We start from the raw sequence: 15,706 nt of genomic DNA on the forward strand, positions 1-15,706 counted from the left end.
CTGGCCATGGACATCACATATTCGGGACTGGAGCGGAACACCCAGGCCAGCAGCCGCGCCATGCCCCAGAAGCACAGGCCGTAGAACAGCGCAATGACGGGTGCGCGCCGCACATCGCGCAGACCGAGCAGCAGCCAGTGCCAGGGCTGCCTCCAGCGCAGCGGCAGAATCTGCAGATTGCCGGACTCGGCCTTGACTTCGGAAACAGGGGAAGCTTGCATGCGAGACCCTCCTTGTCGCCCGTGCCGCGCCTCGGTGGCGGCAGCCGACAAGAACAAGTTACCCGCTCAACCTTGAATCTGCATTGCGGAAAGCCCGCATGCCGCCCTCCGCATTTTTACTATGAAAACAAGAGCTTATGGCACCCGGCTATTGTTGACTTCGATCAATAAAAACCTTGAAAGAGCCTGCAGGCAAGCGCTGCCAGCTCTCATCTGAATAGCTTCAACCAAAGGCCTTGAGCAGAGCCTGGGCCAGATCGGCCTGCAGATCGGTCGCATCCTCGAGGCCGATGGCAAAGCGCACCACGGTCCCGGCCTTGATATGCGGTGTGGCACGGCTGCGCATCTCTGGCAGGTCGTAGGGCACGACCAGGCTCACGGGCCCGCCCCAGCTGTAGCCCAGCTTGAACAGGCGCAGGCTGTCGCAGAAGCAATCCACGGCTGTCTGGTCGAAGCGTTCGTCGATGACCACGCTGAACAGACCGGCAGCCACGCCATCCTGACCCGGGCCTTGTGCGCAGAGCTGCTTCCAGTGAGCATGGCCCGGGGCGTCGGGCATGGCGGGGTGCAAGACCTGCGCCACCGCACTGTGGGTGGCCAGCCACTGTGCCAGCTGGCGTGCCGAGCGATCCTGTGCGTGATAGCGCAGGCCGATGCTGGGCAGGCTGCGCAGCACGGCTTCGGCGTCGTTGCCGCTCACGCCCAGACCCAGGCGCATGTGCGCGAGCTTGATGCGCATATGCAGGGGCTGGTTGCGCGTGATGATGCTGCCCATCAGCACATCGCCGCCGCCGCTGGGGTACTTGGTCAGTGCATGGGCCGTGACATCGACGCCCACGCTGCCGTCGCCCAGCAGGTCGAAGGGGCGAAAGGCCAGGCCCGCGCCCCAGGTGTTGTCCAGCACCGTGGTCACCCCCCTGGCCCGGCACAGCCGTACCTGCTCGACGAGATTCGGGAACTCCATGGTCACCGATCCCGGGGCCTCCAGCCAGACCAGCCTGGTGGCCGGGGTGATCTTGGCGGCCAGATCATCGAGACTCATCGGGTCGTAGTACTGATGACCGATGCCGAAATGGGCAAGCTCACCCTCGGTCAGCGTCTTGTTGGGGCCGTAGGCGTTATCGGGCACCAGCACCTCGTCGCCGGTCCTGAGCAGCGCCAGCGATGCCGTGGCGATCGCGGCCAGTCCACTGGGGACCAGCAGACATTGCAGGCCGCCCTCCAGCGAAGCCAGCCGCTCTTCCAGAGTGTAGGTCGTGGGAGTTCCGTGCAGACCGTAGGTGTAGCTGCTCTTGTCCAGCCAGCGGCGTTCGCGCATGGCCTGCACATTCTCGAAATACACGGTCGAAGCCTTGTGCACGGCTGGCTGGGGGCCTTCGAAGTCCGAGGGAGCCCTGTAGGGATGGTGAATCAGATGGGTGGAAAGCTTGTGGTCGGCTTGGGTCATGCCCTGATCTTAGTGCCATGCAGGTGCAAAAAAGCCAGAGGGCTTGCGTCCTCTGGCTTCATGCGAGATCCCGGTGAAAGGTCTCAACCCGCCTTCACGGTCAGGTTGTTGTTGACCGAGGTCACGCCCTTGGCGGCCTTGGCAATTTCGCCGGCCTGGGTCTTGACGGCTTCGCTGGGCACGGTGCCGGTCAGGGTCACGGCACCCGCCTTGGTGTCCACATTGATCTGCAACGCGCTGATCTCCGGGGCCTTGATCAGGTCGGTCTTGACGGCGGCAGTGATGCCTGCATCGTCCAGCGCGGCACCAGCCTTGGCAGCGCCCTCTTCCATCTTCTCGCCAGCCTTGTCCACGGCAGCACCCGCGGCTTCACCCGCCTTGGCCAATGCATTGGCCGCAGCATCGCCGGCCTTGGCCGTGCCTTCTTCAATCTTGCTGCCAGCATTTTCCGCAGCCTTCTCGGTCTGGGAAATGGCGGAATCGAGCTTCTGGCCAGCGGTCTTGTCTTCGGACTTGCCACAGGCAGCCAGACCAAAGGCCAGGGCAGTGATGGCCAGAACTTGAGCCGAACGCTTGAACATAGTGGTCATATCGATTTCTCCCTTAATGCTTGCAAAAACATGACGGTCAACTGTAACCAGCCACCATTTTGACCCGGATACGAACTTTTCCCGCATCCCTGTAGGACAAATTTGTCCGAATTTGTGACATTCAATCGAAAAAAGTAATCTTCCGTAAATTACAGAAACGGGCTGCAAGCCCGTCCTCTGAGCAGGCTGGCCCGCATGTGTGAATGGCGCGCGAAATCCTGTCCCGATTGGGTAGCCAATCGCATGACAAAACCGGCAAAAAGGCTCAGCGCCTGCTGGGGCTGCATGAAGCCTAGCCGCCCGAGGGTCTGCTCGGTGGAAGCAGACCGGCCCGGCGGCCGGGTTTCGCAAGAGCGGACCCCGAGCATGCTCATGCCCGACAGCATGTTCAGGCCCTGCCCGAGCGCCGTCGCACACCTTCCCGCGACGAACGGCAGCGCCATGCCGGCACAGCCGCAGCGGTGCAGCGGCAGACTCGCAGCCAAGGGCTGCGGCAGCCACTGCCCTGCCGCAACAATGGAGGGTGCCCGCCGCTTTCCGGTTTGCTTGCGAAAATCACATTGTCGGCAAGACGGGATGCTCGCGCATCGCGCCAGACAAAGGATGCATGCCTGGAACGACTACAGGAAATCGTATGCAGCTAAGCTTTTGGATTGGCAAACCCTCACATCGGCGACTCCGGCACCCGTCGCTATACTTTGCGCCCTAATGACAGCAGGATTTCCCGGCATGCGCCCGAACGTTTTTTTGCGCCCTTTGCTCTGTTTGAGTCTGCTCGGCCTTGCCGCCTGCGGCAGCAATCCGCCCAGCCCCGCAGCGACACCCGAGCCGCCTACCGCCACCACCTCGGCCCCCGCGATCAAGATCGGCCTGGCCCTGGGCGGGGGTGCGGCCAAGGGCTTTGCCCATATCGGGGTCATCAAGATGCTCGAGGCCAACGGCCTGACGCCCTCGTTCGTGGCCGGCACCAGCGCCGGCAGCGTGGTGGGCGCACTCTATGCGAGCGGCATGAACGCCTTTGAGCTGCAGGAAAAAGCCGTGGCGCTGGACGAAGCCAAGATCCGCGACCTGCAACTGTCCTCCGGAGGCCTCGTGCTCGGCCAGAAGCTCGAAGACTACGTGAACGAACAGGTGCAGCGCAAACCGCTGGAGCAGATGGCCAAGCCCTTTGTTGCCATCTCCACGCGCCTGGAGGATGGCGAACGCACCGTGTTCGCACGGGGCAACGTGGGCCAGGCCGTGCGGGCATCCAGCAGCGTGCCGGGTGTTTTCCAGCCCGTCACCATCGGCAAGTACCACTATGTGGACGGCGGCATCGTCAGCCCGGTGCCAGTCGATGCCGTGCGCAATCTGGGGGCCGACATCGTGATTGCCGTGGACATCTCCAACAAGGCCAGCGGCAAGACTCCCGCCAATATGCTGGGCGCGCTCAATCAGTCGATTGCCATCATGGGCCAGAAACTGGGTCAGGCCGAGCTGGCTCGCGCCGACATCATCATCCGCCCCAAGGTACTGGACATTGGGCCTGCCGACTTCGCGCAGCGCAGCCATGCGATTGTGGAGGGAGAGAAAGCGGCCACGGCGCTGATGCCGCAGATTCGCGAACGCATTGCCCAGTTGCGCGCGGAACGGGCCAGATCCACCCAGATGGCACAGCAGAGAGCTGCCGAAGCCAGCTACCAGGACTGCCTGAAGCAGCGATCCGGCCTGCAAAAGCTCTCCGGCATGGTGGGCATCAGCGACCATTGCGAAAAGCCCTGAGCGCACATCCCTGCAAAGGCCCGCTGACGCGGGCCTTTTTGCGGTGCCGTGCGGCTTAGAACGCCTCTTCCTCCATGGCCGCACAAGTCATGTCGCGCGCCTTGACCACCTGGAGCCAGGCACCGATGCGCGGCAACTCGTAGTGGAAGAAGTAGCGCTGCGCCGCCATGCTGCCGCGATGCGCGGCAATCGCCAGATCCTGGTCCATGGCCAGCACGGCCAGCGCCACATCCAGCCAGATCCAGGCCAGCACCATATGGCCGAAGGCCTGCATATAGGGCACGGCATTGGCCAGGGCCTCCTGGGGATTGCCGCTCGCCCAGGCCGCCTTGGTGGCGGCGCCTACATCGGCCAGCGCACGCGCCAGCTGGTTGGCATGGCTCGCCAGCTTTTCGTGCTGCATGGCGCGCTGGGTGGTGGCATTGATGCGCGCCGCCAGCAACTGCAGCCCCTTGCCGCCGTCCATGACGACCTTGCGGCCCAGCAGATCCATGGCCTGGATGCCGTGCGTGCCCTCGTGGATCATGTTCAGACGGTTGTCGCGCCAGTACTGCTCAACCGCAAAGTCCCGCGTATAGCCATAGCCGCCATGGATCTGGATGGCCAGCGAATTGGCTTCCAGGCAGAACTCGCTGGGCCAGCTCTTGGCCACCGGCGTCAGCACCTCCAGCAGCAGACGGGCTTCCGCGGCCTCCTGGCTCTGGCCGGTGTACTGCTCGTCCACCAGCCTCGCGCACAGCAGGTTCAGGGCCAGAGCGCCTTCGCAATAGGCCTTCTGCGCCAACAGCATGCGCTTGACATCGGCATGCTCGATGATGCGCGACTGCGGCCGGCTCGCATCCTTGCCGCCCTCGCCAATGGGGCGGCCCTGGGGGCGGCTCTGCGCATACTCCAGGCTGGCGTGGTAGCCCGCCATGCCCAGCATGGACGCTGCCATGCCGATGGAGATGCGCGCCTCGTTCATCATGTGGAACATGCATTTGAGACCCTCGCCGGGCTTGCCGACCAGATAGCCGATCGCGCCCGCACCGCGGCCGTCCAGCCCCCCGCCATGCTGTCCGCGCACCGGGTATCTGCCTTCGCCGAAATTGAGCAGGGTATTGGTCGTGCCGCGCCAGCCCAGCTTGTGGTTGAGTCCCGCCAGTGCCACGTCGTTGCGCTCGCCAGTCAGCCGCCCCTCTGCATCGACGAGCTTCTTGGGCACGATGAACAGCGAGATGCCCTTCACGCCGGCAATGGTCTTGCCATCGGCGCCGGGAATCTTGGCCAGCACCAGGTGCACGATGTTCTCGGTCATTTCGTGGTCGCCCGAGCTGATCCACATCTTGTTGCCCTTGAGGCGATAGCGCGGCCCCAGCGCATCGCTCTCGTACTCGACGCCATCGGGCTCGGCGCGCGTGGCGATGTCCGACAGCGAGGAGCCCGCCTGCGGCTCGGACAAGGCCATGGTGCCAGCCCAGCGACCGTTGAACTCGTTGGCGGCAAAGACTTTTTTCTGCCGTTCGGTGCCATGGGCCATGATGGCGTTGGCATTGCCCGAGGTCAGCATGTTCGAGCCAATGCTGATCGAGGCCGCTGCGAAAAAGCAGTTGGCCGCCGCCTCCACGGTGTAGGGCAGCTGCATGCCGCCCATCTCGTAGTCCTGGGCCGCGCTGAGCATGCCCGATTCGGCATAGGCCTCGCGGGCTTCGTAGGTGCATTGGGGCAGGATGACCTTCTCGCCATCGAATTGCGGCTCCTGCAAGTCCACCGTGCGGTTGAAGGGCGCGTATTTCTCGCGCGCGATGCGCTCGCAGGTGTCCATCACCGCATCAAAGGTATCACGCGAATGATCGGCAAAGCGTGCGCGACGGGTCAGGCCTTCGGCCTGAAGCCAGTCGTAGAGCAGAAAATCAATGGTGGATCGCAGGCGCATAGATTACCTATCAAAACAGGCTGCAAGCGCTCTATCCACCAGCGCAAGCAGCTATCAAAAGAAGAGTTGCCGACTAGGCGGATGCCCCCTCGGGACGCTCGGGCAGCGCCGCGATCGTGCCCTGCGCCACGGCGCACAGCCTTTCCTGCCCGTCCGCCAGCACCACGAACACCTCGCAGCGGCACACCGCCTGCGAGCGGCCGGCGTGCAAGGCCTCGGCGCGTGCCAGCAGGCGTTCGCCCACGGCCGGGCGCAGGTAGTTGATCTTGAGTTCGGACGTCACCACGGGCCGGCCCAGGGCGCTGCCGCCGGCATAGGTGAGCGCGTTGTCGGCCAGGTAGCTCAGCACGCCGCCGTGCGCGAAGCCGTGCTGCTGCTGCAGTTCACGCCGCATCGGCAGCGCGAGCGTGCAGCGCCCGGGCTCGAAGGCTTCCAGCACGGCACCCAGCAGGATGCTGAACGGCTGGGCCGCCAGCACCTGCCGGCCCATGGCCAGGAAGGCTTCGGGCGACACGGCGGCGGGCGCCGCCCCGGTAGCGCCTGCCATGTCAGAGCACCTCGAACACGCCCGCAGCGCCCATGCCGCCGCCGATGCACATGGTCACGCAGACACGCTTGGCGCCGCGGCGCCTGCCCTCGATCAGTGCATGGCCCGTCAGGCGCTGGCCCGAGACCCCATAGGGGTGGCCCACGGCAATCGCTCCGCCATTGACGTTGAGCCTGTCGGCCGGAATGCCCAGCTTGTCCCGGCAGTAGATGACCTGCACGGCAAAGGCTTCGTTGAGCTCCCACAGATCGATATCGTCGATCGACAGGCCCAGCTTCCTGAGCACCTTGGGAATGGCGTAGATGGGGCCGATGCCCATTTCGTCGGGCTCGCAGCCGGCCACGGCAAAGCCCAGGAAACGGCCCAGGGGCTTGAGGCCCTTGCGCGAGGCGTATTCCTCGCTGACCACGGCACAGGCCCCGGCCCCGTCGGAGAACTGGCTCGCATTGCCGGCGGTAATCACCCCGCCGGGCAGCGCGCTGCGCAGGCCGCTGATGCCTTCCTTGGTCGTGCCCTCGCGAATGCCTTCATCCTTGCTGACGGTCACCTCCTTGGTGATCAGGCCGCGCACCTTGTCGGCTACGCCCATGACGGTCTTCATGGGTGCAATTTCCGCGTCGAACAGGCCGGCTGCCTGTGCCGCAGCCGCTTTCTGCTGGCTGGAGGCGCCGTACTCGTCCTGGGCATCGCGGCTGATGTGGTAGCGCTTGGCCACCTGTTCGGCAGTCTGCAGCATGCTCCAGTAGATCTCGGGCTTCATGGCGGTCAGCTCGGGATCGAAAGCCATGTGCGGATTCAGGTGGGGCTGCACGCAGGAGATGCTCTCCAGACCGCCGGCCACCAGCACGTCGTTCTCGCCCGCGATGATGCGCTGGGCCGCCAGCGCAATCGCCTGCAGGCCCGAGGAGCAGAAGCGGTTGATGGTCAGCCCCGATGTCGTGACCGGCAGGCCTGCTCGAATGGCAATCAGACGGGCGACGTTGCCGCCTGTCGTGCCTTCGGGCAGGGACATGCCCATGATCACGTCCTCGACCTCGGCTCCTTCGATGCCTGCGCGCTCCACGGCCGCCCTGACGGCGTGGGCACCCAGAGTTGGGCCATAGGTCATGTTGAAAGCGCCCTTCCAGCTCTTGGCCAGCGGAGTGCGCGCGGTAGAAACAATCACTGCGGATGTCATGTTCTGTCCTTTGATTCTGGGTATTTCGTGGCGAGTCGCCGTTCACACAGGCCTGCAGATCGAAGATCTGCGTTGGAGACGGGGCGCGAAGCCGCAGCCGACACGGGCATGACGACAAGGCTTCGCAACGACGTCTCGAGGTCTGTGTGCACGGCACCTAGCTGAACTGCTTGCCTTCGGCAGCCAGCTTGGCCAGCAGCGGCGCGGGCTGCCAGAACCTGGCATCGTCATTGGGGTTCTGGGCAAAGCGGCCCATGGCCTGCACCACATTGAACAGGCCGACCTCACCCGCATAGTGCATGGGACCGCCGCGCCATAGCGGGAAACCGTAGCCCGTCAGATACACCATGTCGATATCGCCGGACTTGCTGGCAATGCCGTCCTCCAGAATGTGCGCGCCTTCGTTGACCAGGGCATAGACCAGGCGTTGCACGATTTCCTCGTCGGAGATCTTGCGCGGCGTCAGCCCCAGACTCTTGCGATGCTCGTCGATCATTTTGGCCACCACGTCCGAAGGGATGGCATCGCGCTTGCCGGGCACATAGTCATACCAGCCGGCACCGGTCTTCTGACCAAAGCGGCCCAGCTCGCACAGACGGTCCGCACTGGCGCTGTACTTCATGTCGGGCTGCTCGACATGGCGACGCTTGCGAATGGCCCAGCCGATATCGTTGCCGGCCAGATCGCCCATGCGGAACGGCCCCATGGCAAAGCCGAACTTCTCGATGGCCTTGTCGACCTGCTGGGGCGATGCGCCTTCGTCGAGCAGGAAGCCAGCCTGGCGCGAGTACTGCTCGATCATGCGATTGCCGATAAATCCGTCGCAGACGCCGGAGACCACCGCCGTCTTCTTGATCTTCTTGGCCACCTTCATCACCGTGGCCAGCACATCCTTGGCCGTGGCCTTGCCACGCACCACTTCCAGCAGCTTCATCACATTGGCGGGACTGAAGAAATGCATGCCCACCACGTCCTGCGGACGCTTGGTGAAGGCTGCGATCCTGTCGACATCGAGCGTCGAGGTGTTGGATGCCAGAATCGCGCCGGGCTTGGCCACTTCGTCGAGCTGCTTGAAGACCTGCTCCTTCACGCCCAGCTCCTCGAACACGGCCTCGATGATGAGGTCGGCATGCTTCAGATCGCCATAGTTGAGCGTGGTGGACAGCAGGCTCATGCGCTGCTCGTACTTCTGCTCGGAGAGCTTGCCCTTCTTGACCTGGGCCTCGTAGTTCTTGCGGATGGTCGCCACGCCGCGGTCCAGGGCTTCCTGCCTGGTCTCCAGAATCGTGACGGGAATGCCCGCATTGAGGAAGTTCATGGAGATGCCGCCCCCCATGGTGCCGGCTCCGATCACACCTACGGCGCGGATCTCGCGCACCGGCGTGTCGCCGGGGACATCGGGGATCTTGGAGGCTGCGCGCTCGGCCATGAACAGATGGCGCAGCGAACGCGACTCGGGGGTCATCATCAGCTGCATGAAGGCTTCGCGCTCGGCCACCATCCCGTCGTCGAACTTCTTGGTCGTGGCGTTCTTGACGGCCTCCACGCAGCGCATGGGCGCGGGGAAGTTCCTGGACATGCCCTGGACCATGGTCGCCGCAAACTCGAAATAGGCCTCGCCCTGAGGATGCTTGCAGGACAGGTCGCGCACACGCGGCAGCGGGCGGACATCGGCGACCTCCAGCGCAAAGGCCTTGGCCTCGGCCAGCAGCGTCTCGGCCGAGGCAGACATCCTGTTGAACAGCTGCTGGCCGGGCTGCATGGCCAGCATTTCGCTCATCACGGTCTCGCCGCTGACAATCATGTTCAGCGCAGCCTCCACGCCCAGCACGCGCGGCAGGCGCTGGGTGCCTCCGGCGCCCGGCAGCAGACCCAGCTTGACCTCGGGCAGTGCCACGGCCGTGCCCGGGGCCGCAATGCGGTAGTGGCAGCCCAGCGACAGCTCCAGGCCGCCTCCCATGCACACCGTGTGAATGGCAGCGATGAGGGGTTTGGTGGACAGGTCCAGCTGCTGGATCACGGAAATCAGATGCGGCTCGCGGTAAGCCTCCTCCTTGCCGAACTCGGTGATGTCGGCCCCGCCCGAGAAAGCCTTGCCAGCCCCGGTGATCACGATGGCCCTCACGGCATCATCCGCCAGAGCCTGGCGCAACCCCTCAACCACCCCTCGTCGCGTGGCCAGCCCCAGGCCGTTGACCGGCGGGTTGTTCAAGGTAATGACGGCAATGGCTCCGTCCACTTGGTATTCAGCAGTCATGCTGTTGTCCCCTGTTCAATGAATGTAAAAAGAACGGTCGTGCGTTTTTATTGTCCGAGTTTTGCTGCATTGCGCAACTGATGCCTGTCCTGAATGAGACAACGACTGGCGCAATCGCCGTCAGAGATGCCGAGCAAGAGCCACCTCGCGACGGTGCCGCCCAGGTGGGGCCGCCCAGGCAATGGCATCGCCCCTCCCGCAACGCGAGAGACGGAGAAGGCGCAATCAGCGCCACAGGGGGCGACTCACATCACACCTCCAGCCACTCCTTGCGAACCTTCTCGTTCGCCCTGAGGGTCTCGGGGGTGCCGTCAAACACGATGTGCCCATGGCCCATGACCAGCGCCCGATCCGAGATATTCATGGCGATGGTCAGCTTTTGCTCGATCAGCAGCACGGAGACGCCGCGTTCCTTGATCTTCTTGAGGTATTCGCCCACCAGCTCTACGATCTTGGGTGCCAGGCCTTCCGTGGGCTCGTCGATGATGATGAGATCCGGGTCGCCCATCAGCGTCCGGCAGAGCGTGAGCATCTGCTGCTCGCCGCCGGACATCACCCCGGCCTCGGTATGCTGTCGCTCCTTGAGGCGGGGAAACATGGCGTACATGTCGTCGAACCCCCATCGGCTGCCTTTGCCCTTGCCTTTCTGGCCCAGAATCAGGTTCTGATGCACGGTCAGATTGGGGAACACATCGCGACTCTCCGGCACATAGCCGATACCCAGATGGGCCACCTCATAGGCTTTTTTGCCATTCAGGTCCTGGCCCTTCCAGTCCAGCGCCCCCTCCCAGTGCACCAGCCCCATGATGGCCTTGGCCGTGGTGGAGCGGCCTGAACCGTTGCGCCCCAGCAGGGCCACGATCTCGCCTGCATGGACCTCGAAATCCACGCCATGCAGCACATGACTCTTGCCGTAGTAGGCATGCAGATCATTGATCTTCAACATCTTCTGCTGTCCTCTCAGATTCTCGATAGGCGGGAAGCCTCAAAACATGCTTGCCCCATGTCAGTGACGGAGATCAGGGGCCGACTGGCCGCGAAGCCCTCGACTCGCTCGCGCGACGCGAGAGAAGAGGCAGAGAACGCGGCAGGGCCGCGCGGGAAGGGCTGCATCAATGCGCTCCTGCCTGCTGGTCCGCCACGGAGGATCCCAGGTAGGCCTCCTGCACCCGCGCATTGGCACGCACGGCTTCGGGTGTGTCATAGGCGATGACCTCGCCATAGACCACCACGGCAATCTTGTCCGCGAGACCGAAGACCACGCCCATGTCGTGCTCCACGGTCAGCAGCGTCTTGCCCTCGGTGACCTTCTTGATCAGCTGGATGAAATGCGCGGTCTCGCTGTTGCTCATGCCTGCCGTGGGTTCGTCCAGCAGGATGACGCTGGCACCGCCGCCGATGGTGATGCCGATCTCCAGCGCGCGCTGCTCGGCATAGGTCAGGTTCACCGCCAGCGTGTCGCGCTTGCGGTGCAGCCCGATCATCTCCATCAGCTCGTGGGCGCGTTCGTTGGCGTCATGCAGGTTGGAGAGAAAACGCCAGAAGCTGTAGCGATAGCCCAGGCTCCAGAGCACGCTGCAGCGCAGGTTTTCAAACACCGAAAGCTTGGGAAAGATATTCGTGATCTGAAAGCTGCGCGACAACCCCATGCGGTTGATTTCGAAGGGCTTTTTGCCGTCGATGCGCTGCCCGTGCAGCAGTACCTCGCCGCTGCTGGGCTCGAAGCGACCGCTGATCAGGTTGAACAGCGTGCTCTTGCCTGCACCGTTGGGTCCGATGATGGCGACCCGTTCGCCGGCATTGACCGCCAGGTTGGCACCGCGAATGATCTCGGTCTTGCCGAAGCTCTTGCGCAGATCACGCAGCTCCAGCGCATGGGAGGGCTGCTGCACCGCTTGCGCAGCCGGTTGATGGATGGCGATGCTGGACATGGATCAGCCCTCCCCTTTCTTGATGCTTGCTTCGATCGCTTCCTGTATCCTGCCCCAGCGGCGGGCCGTCAGGCGGCGCACCCCCTCCAGCAGGCCCAGGCCCACCACGAACACCACGATCGCAACGGTCCAGGTCGCGGCGGCGCTGGTGTCCAGCTCCGCCCCCATGAAGGGTACCTTGGGGCCGAGGGCCGCGTTGAGCTGCATGTGATAAATCATCTCGATCAGCGATGCGGCACCGACCACCGTCACGATGCCGGCCGCCACGATGCCCATATAGGGCATGAGCAGGCGCCTGAAGTGGCCGAACTTGGCTACGCGCAGATTCATCATGATCAGGCTGGCCACGCCGCCGGGCGCATACATGACCATGAGCAGGAACACCAGGCCCAGGTACAGCAGCCAGGCCTTGGTCAGCTCGGACAGCAGCACCGAGGCCAGCACCAGCAGCACGGCGCCGATGATGGGCCCGAAGAAGAAGGTGGCACCGCCCAGGAAGGTGAACAGCAGATAGCCGCCCGATCGCACCACGCTGACGCTGTCCATGGCCGTGATGATCTCGAAATTGATAGCCGTCAACCCGCCGCCGATGCCGGCAAAGAAGCCGGCGATGATGAAGGCGAAGTAGCGCACGCGCTGGGTGTTGTAGCCCACGAACTCGACACGCTCGGGGTTGTCGCGCACGGCATTCAGCATGCGCCCCAGCGGCGTTCCGGTGAAGGCGAACATGGCAGCCGTGCAGACGAAACAGTAGACGGCGATCAGGTAATACACCTGCAGTCCGGAGCCGAAGTCCAGCCCGAAGAACTTGCTGTAGACCCGGTCCGTGGTGATGCCGCCCTCGCCACCGAAGAACTCGGGGAACATCAGGGCCATGGACGCCACCAGCTCTCCCAGCCCCATGGTGATCATGGCAAAGGTGGTGCCCGATTTTTTGGTCGTCACATAGCCGAAGAGCGCCGCGAAGAACATGCCTGCGAGACCGCCCACAATCGGGATCAGCACCAGCGGGATCGCAATTTCGCCCGCAGCGGCCTTGTTCATGGCGTGAATGGCCAGGAAAGAGCCCAGGCCGGTGTAGACCGCATGCCCGAAGCTCAGCATGCCGCCCTGCCCCAGCAGGATGTTGTAGGACAGGCAGATGATGATCAGATAGCCGATCTGGCTGAGCATGGTCAGCGCCAGCGAGCTGGTGAAGATCAGCGGTGCCACGATCAGCGCCAGCGCGAACAGGCCCCAGACCAGGATTCGCCCGATGTTCAGCGGCTTGAAGCGGTAATGCGCCTGAGCCCGGGCCTTGTCTGCAGCAGAAGAATTCATGGATGTTTTTGCAATCGAAGACATGGCTCAATCCCCTCTGGTACCCAGCAATCCCTTGGGCCGGAAGATCAGAATCAGCACCAGGAACAGGTAAGGCAGAATCGGCGCGACCTGCGACAGCGTCAGCCGCAGCACGGGCCAGCCGAACGTGGATTCATTGACCTGATGCCCCATGGAGGCAAACAGGCCGGCCAGCGACCAGTCCAGCGCCACGGCAAAGGTCTGCACCACGCCGATCAGCAGCGACGCCACGAAAGCCCCGGCCAGCGATCCCATGCCGCCGACCACCACCACCACGAAAATGATGGAGCCCACGGAGGCCGCCATGGCGGGCTCGGTCACATAGGTGTTGCCGCCGATCACGCCGGCCAGGCCGGCCAGCGCGCAGCCGCCCCCAAACACCAGCATGAAGACGCGCGGCACGTTGTGGCCCAGTGCCTCCACCATCTCGGGGTTCTTGAGTGCGGCCTGGATCACCAGGCCGATGCGGGTGCGCGTCAGCAACAGCCAGACGGCCACCAGCATCAGCAGTGCCACCAGCATCACGAAGGAGCGCGACTTGGGGAACTGCGTTCCGTACAAGGTGAACAGCGGTCCCTGCAGCGCCGTCGGCAGCGCATAGGGCACGGTGCCGCGCCCCCAGACCAGCTGCACCACTTCCAGAATCAGATAGGACAGGCCGAAGGTCACCAGCAGCTCGGGCACATGGCCGTATTTGTGCACGCGGCGCAGGCTGTAGCGCTCGAACAGTGCGCCCAGCACGCCCACCAGGATCGGGCTGACGAAGAGCGCTGGCCAGAACCCGATGATGCCGCTGAGCGTGTAGGCGAAATACGCGCCCAGCATGTAGAAGCTGGTGTGGGCGAAATTCAGCACGCCCATCATGCTGAAGATCAGCGTCAGACCGGAGCTGAGCATGAAGAGCAGCAGCCCGTAGCTCACGCCGTTGAGCATGGATATGGTGAAAAATTCAGGCGTCATCGACTTGCCTTGTTCTCATGTTCAAGAGGACCGCTGCGGCACTGCACCTGTTGTACGTTCTGGTCGGTGCGGGTGCTCTGCAGCACGGGAGGAGCGAGACTGTGCGGGCCCGGCTCAGGACGGACGCTTCATCTGGCAGCTGGTGGGCGTGCTGGCCACATAGGGCTCGTAGTACTTCACGGGTGCGAAGGTGTAGCCGGTGTTTTCCGCGTCATAGGGGAACTTGCCGCCCGCCTTCTGCCATCTGGAGATATACAGCCCCTGCTGCAGCTGGTGGTCGTTCTTGCGCATTTCGACCTCGCCGTTGAAGCTCTTGAGCTTCATCCCCTCGAGAGCCGCCGCCACCTTGACCGGATCCGTGGAGCCCGTCTTGACAAAGGCCGCATCGAGCAAGGCAAAGACATGGTAGATCGAGCTCTGCGTCAGGTCGTCATTGAACTTCTTCTTGAAGCTCTCCATGCTGGCCTGAATCGGTGCCCCCATGTTGTAGTGCCCATAGGTCACGGTATAGACCTTGCCGTCGGAGGCCGCGCCCATGGCGGTGGGGGCACCGGCACCAAACGCGTAATAGGTGTAGAACTTGACATCGCTCAGTCCCGCGTCGTTGGCTGCCTTGAGCAGCAGCGACAGATCGGCCCCCCAGTTGCCGGTGATCACCGTATCGGCACCGGACTGCTTGATCTTGGCCACATAGGGTGCGAAGTCGCGCACCTGGGCCAGCGGCGAGAAGTCGTCGCCCACGATCTGCACATCGGGACGCTTTCTCTTGAGCAGGTCCTTGGCGTATTTGGACACCTGCTGACCATGACCGTAGTTCTGGTTGATCAGATAGACCTTCCTGACCTCGGCATCATCCTTCATGAAGGTGGTCAGGGCCTCCATCTTCATGGAGGTGTCGGCATCGAGGCGGAAATGCCAGTAGCTGCATTTGCTGTTGGTCAGGTCTGGATCCACGGCCGCATAGTTGAGATAGAGCAGCTCCTTGCCCTTGTTGCGGTTGTTGTGCTTTTCCAGCGCATCCATGATGGCCAGTGCCGGACCCGAGCCATTGCCTTGCGCCACATAGCGCACGCCCTGGTCCATGGCCGAGCGCAGCGCAGCCGTGGTCTCCTGAGGGCTGAGCTTGTTGTCCAGGGCCACAACCTCGAACTTCACACCCGAGGCATTTTTTCTGTTGAACTCCTCCGCCAGCAGCTGAAAGGTCTTGAGCTGATTCGTCCCCACGGCAGCCATCAGCCCCGACAAGGGGTCAATCCAGGCGATCTTGACGGTCTCGCCCTTCTGGGCCCAGGCACCACCGGCACTCACGGCCATGGCCGAGACGGCCACTGCACGCATAACCCATTTCATACTTGTCTCCTTTCACCGTTTTTGCTAGCGACTGCCGCCAATCTACCGGCCGGTAGACTTTTTCCCGCTGGGGAAAGCCTTAGGAACTATCACGCATGCGACTTCGCGGGCCGATTCACGGCAGTTGGCGACACTTGCGCGACAGCTGCCAGCACTTGCAGGCGAATGGAATCCGGCATCAAAAAGGGGCGCCACCAGGGCGCCCCGAA

13 protein-coding genes and 1 pseudogene are annotated in these 15,706 nt (G+C 63.4%); 1 reads left to right on the forward strand and 13 read right to left on the reverse strand.

Annotated elements, in window-relative coordinates; translation table 11 throughout:
* The 4 genes and pseudogenes from E2583_RS05385 to E2583_RS05400 form a co-directional block, all read right to left on the reverse strand.
* Positions 1 to 221 (reverse strand): annotated as a pseudogene (locus E2583_RS05385) (hypothetical protein); the annotation flags it as partial.
* 223 nt (positions 222 to 444) lie between these two features.
* Positions 445 to 1,668 carry a PLP-dependent transferase gene (locus E2583_RS05390; protein WP_291593803.1) on the reverse strand — a complete coding sequence of 408 codons (1,224 nt, stop codon included), beginning with the start codon at positions 1,666 to 1,668 and terminating at the stop codon, positions 445 to 447.
* An 83-nt stretch (positions 1,669 to 1,751) separates the two neighbouring features.
* Positions 1,752 to 2,258, reverse strand: a complete 507-nt coding sequence (locus tag E2583_RS05395) for a BON domain-containing protein (protein ID WP_291593805.1) — start codon at positions 2,256 to 2,258, stop codon at positions 1,752 to 1,754.
* 149 nt (positions 2,259 to 2,407) lie between these two features.
* Positions 2,408 to 2,701 carry a hypothetical protein gene (locus E2583_RS05400; protein WP_291593807.1) on the reverse strand — a complete coding sequence of 98 codons (294 nt, stop codon included), beginning with the start codon at positions 2,699 to 2,701 and terminating at the stop codon, positions 2,408 to 2,410.
* A 286-nt stretch (positions 2,702 to 2,987) separates the two neighbouring features.
* Here E2583_RS05400 and E2583_RS05405 point away from each other — a divergent pair, with 286 nt between their 5' ends.
* Entirely contained in the window at positions 2,988 to 4,019 is a 1,032-nt protein-coding gene (locus tag E2583_RS05405) for a patatin-like phospholipase family protein (protein ID WP_291593809.1), read from the forward strand.
* A gap of 55 nt (positions 4,020 to 4,074) precedes the next feature.
* Here the strand turns inward: E2583_RS05405 and E2583_RS05410 are convergent, their stop codons facing one another.
* The 9 genes from E2583_RS05410 to E2583_RS05450 form a co-directional block, all read right to left on the reverse strand.
* A complete protein-coding gene (locus tag E2583_RS05410; RefSeq protein ID WP_291593811.1) occupies positions 4,075 to 5,934 on the reverse strand; it encodes an acyl-CoA dehydrogenase in 1,860 nt (619 codons plus the stop codon).
* A 73-nt stretch (positions 5,935 to 6,007) separates the two neighbouring features.
* Positions 6,008 to 6,481, reverse strand: a complete 474-nt coding sequence (locus E2583_RS05415) for a PaaI family thioesterase (protein WP_291593813.1) — start codon at positions 6,479 to 6,481, stop codon at positions 6,008 to 6,010.
* A gap of 1 nt (position 6,482) precedes the next feature.
* Positions 6,483 to 7,658: an acetyl-CoA C-acyltransferase gene (locus E2583_RS05420; RefSeq protein WP_291593815.1), complete on the reverse strand. Its 1,176-nt coding sequence runs from the start codon at positions 7,656 to 7,658 to the stop codon at positions 6,483 to 6,485.
* 157 nt (positions 7,659 to 7,815) lie between these two features.
* Entirely contained in the window at positions 7,816 to 9,915 is a 2,100-nt protein-coding gene (locus E2583_RS05425) for a 3-hydroxyacyl-CoA dehydrogenase NAD-binding domain-containing protein (protein WP_291593817.1), read from the reverse strand.
* 250 nt (positions 9,916 to 10,165) lie between these two features.
* On the reverse strand, positions 10,166 to 10,861 hold the full coding sequence (locus tag E2583_RS05430) for an ABC transporter ATP-binding protein (protein WP_291593819.1): 696 nt from the start codon (positions 10,859 to 10,861) through the stop codon (positions 10,166 to 10,168).
* 166 nt (positions 10,862 to 11,027) lie between these two features.
* On the reverse strand, positions 11,028 to 11,846 hold the full coding sequence (locus E2583_RS05435) for an ABC transporter ATP-binding protein (protein ID WP_291593821.1): 819 nt from the start codon (positions 11,844 to 11,846) through the stop codon (positions 11,028 to 11,030).
* A gap of 3 nt (positions 11,847 to 11,849) precedes the next feature.
* A complete protein-coding gene (locus E2583_RS05440) occupies positions 11,850 to 13,190 on the reverse strand; it encodes a branched-chain amino acid ABC transporter permease (protein WP_291593823.1) in 1,341 nt (446 codons plus the stop codon).
* A gap of 3 nt (positions 13,191 to 13,193) precedes the next feature.
* On the reverse strand, positions 13,194 to 14,147 hold the full coding sequence (locus E2583_RS05445; RefSeq protein WP_291593825.1) for a branched-chain amino acid ABC transporter permease: 954 nt from the start codon (positions 14,145 to 14,147) through the stop codon (positions 13,194 to 13,196).
* A 114-nt stretch (positions 14,148 to 14,261) separates the two neighbouring features.
* Positions 14,262 to 15,497, reverse strand: a complete 1,236-nt coding sequence (locus E2583_RS05450) for a branched-chain amino acid ABC transporter substrate-binding protein (protein ID WP_291593827.1) — start codon at positions 15,495 to 15,497, stop codon at positions 14,262 to 14,264.
* Positions 15,498 to 15,706: the final 209 nt, after the last annotated feature.

It is taken from the genome of Comamonas sp., assembly GCF_009360615.1.
Taxonomy (GTDB): Bacteria; Pseudomonadota; Gammaproteobacteria; order Burkholderiales; family Burkholderiaceae_C; genus Comamonas.

Coding starts and splice junctions, on each gene's coding strand:
- E2583_RS05390 (WP_291593803.1), bottom strand. CDS start 1,668: ATGACCCAAGCCGACCACAAGCTTTCCACCCATCTGATTCACCATCCC.
- E2583_RS05395 (WP_291593805.1), bottom strand. CDS start 2,258: ATGACCACTATGTTCAAGCGTTCGGCTCAAGTTCTGGCCATCACTGCC.
- E2583_RS05400 (WP_291593807.1), bottom strand. CDS start 2,701: ATGGCGCTGCCGTTCGTCGCGGGAAGGTGTGCGACGGCGCTCGGGCAG.
- E2583_RS05405 (WP_291593809.1), top strand. CDS start 2,988: ATGCGCCCGAACGTTTTTTTGCGCCCTTTGCTCTGTTTGAGTCTGCTC.
- E2583_RS05410 (WP_291593811.1), bottom strand. CDS start 5,934: ATGCGCCTGCGATCCACCATTGATTTTCTGCTCTACGACTGGCTTCAG.
- E2583_RS05415 (WP_291593813.1), bottom strand. CDS start 6,481: ATGGCAGGCGCTACCGGGGCGGCGCCCGCCGCCGTGTCGCCCGAAGCC.
- E2583_RS05420 (WP_291593815.1), bottom strand. CDS start 7,658: ATGACATCCGCAGTGATTGTTTCTACCGCGCGCACTCCGCTGGCCAAG.
- E2583_RS05425 (WP_291593817.1), bottom strand. CDS start 9,915: ATGACTGCTGAATACCAAGTGGACGGAGCCATTGCCGTCATTACCTTG.
- E2583_RS05430 (WP_291593819.1), bottom strand. CDS start 10,861: ATGTTGAAGATCAATGATCTGCATGCCTACTACGGCAAGAGTCATGTG.
- E2583_RS05435 (WP_291593821.1), bottom strand. CDS start 11,846: ATGTCCAGCATCGCCATCCATCAACCGGCTGCGCAAGCGGTGCAGCAG.
- E2583_RS05440 (WP_291593823.1), bottom strand. CDS start 13,190: ATGTCTTCGATTGCAAAAACATCCATGAATTCTTCTGCTGCAGACAAG.
- E2583_RS05445 (WP_291593825.1), bottom strand. CDS start 14,147: ATGACGCCTGAATTTTTCACCATATCCATGCTCAACGGCGTGAGCTAC.
- E2583_RS05450 (WP_291593827.1), bottom strand. CDS start 15,497: ATGAAATGGGTTATGCGTGCAGTGGCCGTCTCGGCCATGGCCGTGAGT.